Origin of the sequence: Piscinibacter sp. (assembly GCF_050175855.1) — a bacterium.
Taxonomy (GTDB): Bacteria; Pseudomonadota; Gammaproteobacteria; order Burkholderiales; family Burkholderiaceae_C; genus Piscinibacter.
This window is the reverse complement of record NZ_JBFXIO010000495.1, coordinates 1-3,237: the sequence shown is the minus strand read 5'-3', so window position 1 is coordinate 3,237 and position 3,237 is coordinate 1. Positions and strand designations below refer to the sequence as shown.

Annotated in this window: 4 protein-coding genes; 2 read left to right on the top strand and 2 right to left on the bottom strand. The window is 71.3% G+C overall.

Features of this window, described 5'->3' with window-relative positions; translation table 11 throughout:
• Positions 1–611 (top strand): NAD-binding protein (locus tag AB7U92_RS24560; RefSeq protein ID WP_428583066.1); only part of this gene is annotated, 611 nt, incomplete at its 5' end.
• 31 nt (positions 612–642) lie between these two features.
• A complete protein-coding gene (locus tag AB7U92_RS24555; RefSeq protein WP_428583064.1) occupies positions 643–1,206 on the top strand; it encodes an adenine phosphoribosyltransferase in 564 nt (187 codons plus the stop codon).
• Between the two features lie 16 nt (positions 1,207–1,222).
• On the opposite strand, the gene AB7U92_RS24550 is transcribed toward AB7U92_RS24555, so the two are convergent.
• Positions 1,223–1,690: a cyclic nucleotide-binding domain-containing protein gene (locus AB7U92_RS24550; protein ID WP_428583062.1), complete on the bottom strand. Its 468-nt coding sequence runs from the start codon at positions 1,688–1,690 to the stop codon at positions 1,223–1,225.
• A 100-nt stretch (positions 1,691–1,790) separates the two neighbouring features.
• The gene (gene mnmE / locus AB7U92_RS24545) at positions 1,791–3,170 is read right to left on the bottom strand and encodes a tRNA uridine-5-carboxymethylaminomethyl(34) synthesis GTPase MnmE (protein ID WP_428583068.1); all 1,380 of its coding nucleotides are present in this window, start codon (positions 3,168–3,170) and stop codon (positions 1,791–1,793) included.
• Positions 3,171–3,237: the final 67 nt, after the last annotated feature.

Genomic DNA, 3,237 nt, shown 5'->3' with positions numbered 1-3,237 from the left:
TCTTCGGCGACGCCGCGCGGCTGCAGAGCCTGATGGCCGCCGGCCTGGCACGCGCCAGCGCGGTGGTGGTGAGCTACCAGGACACGGCCTCGGCGCTGAAGATCCTGCGCCTGGTGCAGGAGCACGCACCCAAGGTGCCGGTGATCGTGCGCACCATCGACGACAGCGAGATGGAGAAGCTGCGCGCCGCCGGCGCCACCGAGGTGGTGCCCGAGGCCATCGAGGGCTCGCTGATGCTGGCCAGCCATGCGCTGGCGCTGGTGGGCGTGCCGATGCGCCGCGTGATCCGCGTCGTGCAGGACCAGCGCGATGCCCGCTACGGCCTGCTGCGCGGCTACTTCCACGGCGCCGACGACGACACCGTCGACGATCTGCAGACCGCGCGGCTGCTCAGCGTCACGCTGCCTGCCGCGGCGGCGAGCATCGGCCAGTCGCTGGCCGACCAGGCCCTGCATGCCGTGGGCGTGACGGTGGTATCGGTGCGCCGCGCCTCCGGTGCCGTGACCCGGCCCGACGACACCCTGGTGCTCGACGCCGGCGACACGCTGGTGCTCTCCGGCTTGCCCGAGCCGCTGGCGCTGGCCGAGGGCAAGCTGCTCGGCCGCGCCTAGCGCGCACTGGTCCGGTACACAATCCGCAGCGATGAGCGACATCGACCTGCCCGGCCTCTCGCCGGCCGAGTACATCAAGCAGCACATCCGCACCGTGCCGGACTGGCCGTCGGCGGGCATCCAGTTCCGCGACATCACGCCGCTGCTGTCCAGCCCGCGCGTCTTCCGCGTGCTGATCGACCAGTTCGTGCACCGCTACTTCGACCTGCGGCCCAGCGCCATCGCCGGGCTGGATGCGCGCGGCTTCATCATCGGCTCGGTGCTGGCCTACGAGCTCAACGTCGGTTTCGTGCCGATCCGCAAGAAGGGCAAGCTGCCCTTCACGACCGTGGAAGAGACCTACGAGCTGGAATACGGTTCGGCCACTGTCGAGATGCACACCGATGCGGTGAAGCCGGGCGACCGGGTGCTGCTGATCGACGACCTGATCGCCACTGGCGGCACGATGATGGCCGGCATGCGTCTGCTCGAGCGGCTGGGCGCGCAGGTGATCGAAGGTGCGGCGATCGTCGACCTGCCGGAACTCGGCGGCTCCGACCGGCTGCGCGCAGCCGGGCTGCGGGTGCACACGCTGGTGTCCTTCGAAGGACACTGAAGCGCGCGCGGCGCGCTCAGGTGAACGGCGTCTGCTTGGCCAGGTTGGCGCGCATGCGCACGGCCATCACGTTGCCGGCGGCGCGCAGCAGTTCCAGCGCCAGCGCGGGGTTGCGCTGGGCCAGCTCTTCCAGGCGCGGGCCGCGCAGCGCCCACACCTCGCAGGCGGTCATCGCCTCGACGTTGGCCATGCGCGGGCCGTCGTTGAACAGGCCCGGCTCGCCGACCACGGAGCCGGCACGCAGGATGGCGATGCGGCTGCTGCCCGGCGGGCCGCCGGTGACGAACACCTGCAGCGACCCCTGGGCGAGAAAGTACATCGAGCGGTCGGCGTCGCCCTGCTTGATGAGCAGGTCGCCCGAACGGATCTCGTGGCGGGTGAGGTAGGGGGCGATGATGCGCCACTGGTCCAGCGTCAGCCGCGCACGGAACGCGTCCTCCGCGTTGAGCGTCTGCATGGCCTGAACCAGCGGGGCAATGTCCATCGTCGTCCTTGTGAGCCGCGCGTCGGCGCGATTGTTGTCAGCGCATTATCGGCCGCTGTAACAGGCCTCTCAACCCGCAGGCAAGCAGTCGTGCAGCGCTTTACTTCCCGATACAGAAGCGGCCGAAGATCTCGCCGAGCAGGTCGTCCGCGGTGAAGGCGCCGGTGATCTCGCCGAGCGCGTCGTGCGCGAGGCGCAGCTCCTCGGCAAACAGGTCGAGCGCGGCGTCGCGCTGTGCGGCGAGTTCGGCGGCGCGCTCGAGGTGCTCGCGCGTGCGGCGCAGCGCCTGCACGTGGCGCGTGCGCGCGATGAACACACCCTCCGGCTGCGCATGCCAGCCCGCCAGCTCGAGCAGGCGATCGCGCAGCCGTTCGAGGCCGTCGCCGCTGCGCGCCGAGATCACGATGGCGTCGCCTTCGGGTCGCCGCGCGCTGGCGTCGGCCTTGTTGAAGACCTCGATCAGCCGGCCCGAGCCGGCCAGGTCTTGCGGCCAGGCCTGAGCGATGGCGCGGTCGGCTTCGTCGTAGTCGGGCTCGCCCAGGCGCGTGAGGTCGCGCAGGAACACCACGGCGTCGGAGCGCGCAATCTCGGCCCAGCTGCGCGCGATGCCGATGCGCTCGACCTCGTCGGCCGAGGCCTCGGGGTCGCGCAGCCCGGCGGTGTCGGTCACGTGCACCGGCACGCCGTGGATCTGGATGGTCTCGCTGACCTTGTCGCGCGTGGTGCCGGCGATCGGCGTGACGATGGCCAGCTCGGCCCCGGCCAGCGCGTTGAGCAACGAGCTCTTGCCCACGTTGGGTTGCCCGGCCAGCACCACGCGAATGCCCTCGCGCAGCAGCGCGCCGCTGCGCGCGCGATCGAGCACGGCATCGAGCTCGCCGGTGATGCGCGCGAGCCGGCCGCGGGCGTCGGCCTTCTCGAGGAAGTCGATCTCCTCCTCGGGAAAGTCCAGCGTCGCCTCGACCAGCATGCGCAGCTCGATCAGCGCGTCGCGCAGCGCGTTGACCTGTTTCGAGAAGGCACCGCTGAGCGAGCGACCGGCCGAGCGCGCCGCCGATTCGGTGCTGGCCTCGATCAGGTCGCTGACGGCCTCGGCCTGGGCCAGGTCGAGCTTGCCGTTGAGGAACGCGCGCTCGGTGAATTCACCGGGGCCGGCCAGGCGCAGGCGGGGCATCGCTTCCAGGCAGCGCGCCAGCAGCAGCTGCAGCAGCACCGGTCCGCCGTGGGCCTGCAGCTCGAGCACCGACTCGCCGGTGTAGGAGTTCGGCGCCGGGAAGTGGATCGCCAGACCCTGGTCGAGCGTCGAGCCGTCGGCGGCGAGAAACGGCAGGAAGGTCGCGACGCGCGGCGCCAGCGAGCGCGCACACACGGCCTCGATCAACGCATCGAGCGAGCGTCCGGAGACGCGCACGATGCCCACCGCGCCACGGCCGGGGGCCGTGGCCACGGCGACGATCGGATCCTGGTGACGGGGCAGCATGCGCGGATTCTGGCCCAGCGCTGCGGCCGGAAAGACGATGGGCGGTGCGCTGCCTGGCTGGCAACGC

Excerpts from the sequence above, each read along its gene's own strand:
- AB7U92_RS24555 (WP_428583064.1), top strand. The coding sequence starts at position 643 with ATGAGCGACATCGACCTGCCCGGCCTCTCGCCGGCCGAGTACATCAAG.
- AB7U92_RS24550 (WP_428583062.1), bottom strand. The coding sequence starts at position 1,690 with ATGGACATTGCCCCGCTGGTTCAGGCCATGCAGACGCTCAACGCGGAG.
- mnmE (WP_428583068.1), bottom strand. The coding sequence starts at position 3,170 with ATGCTGCCCCGTCACCAGGATCCGATCGTCGCCGTGGCCACGGCCCCC.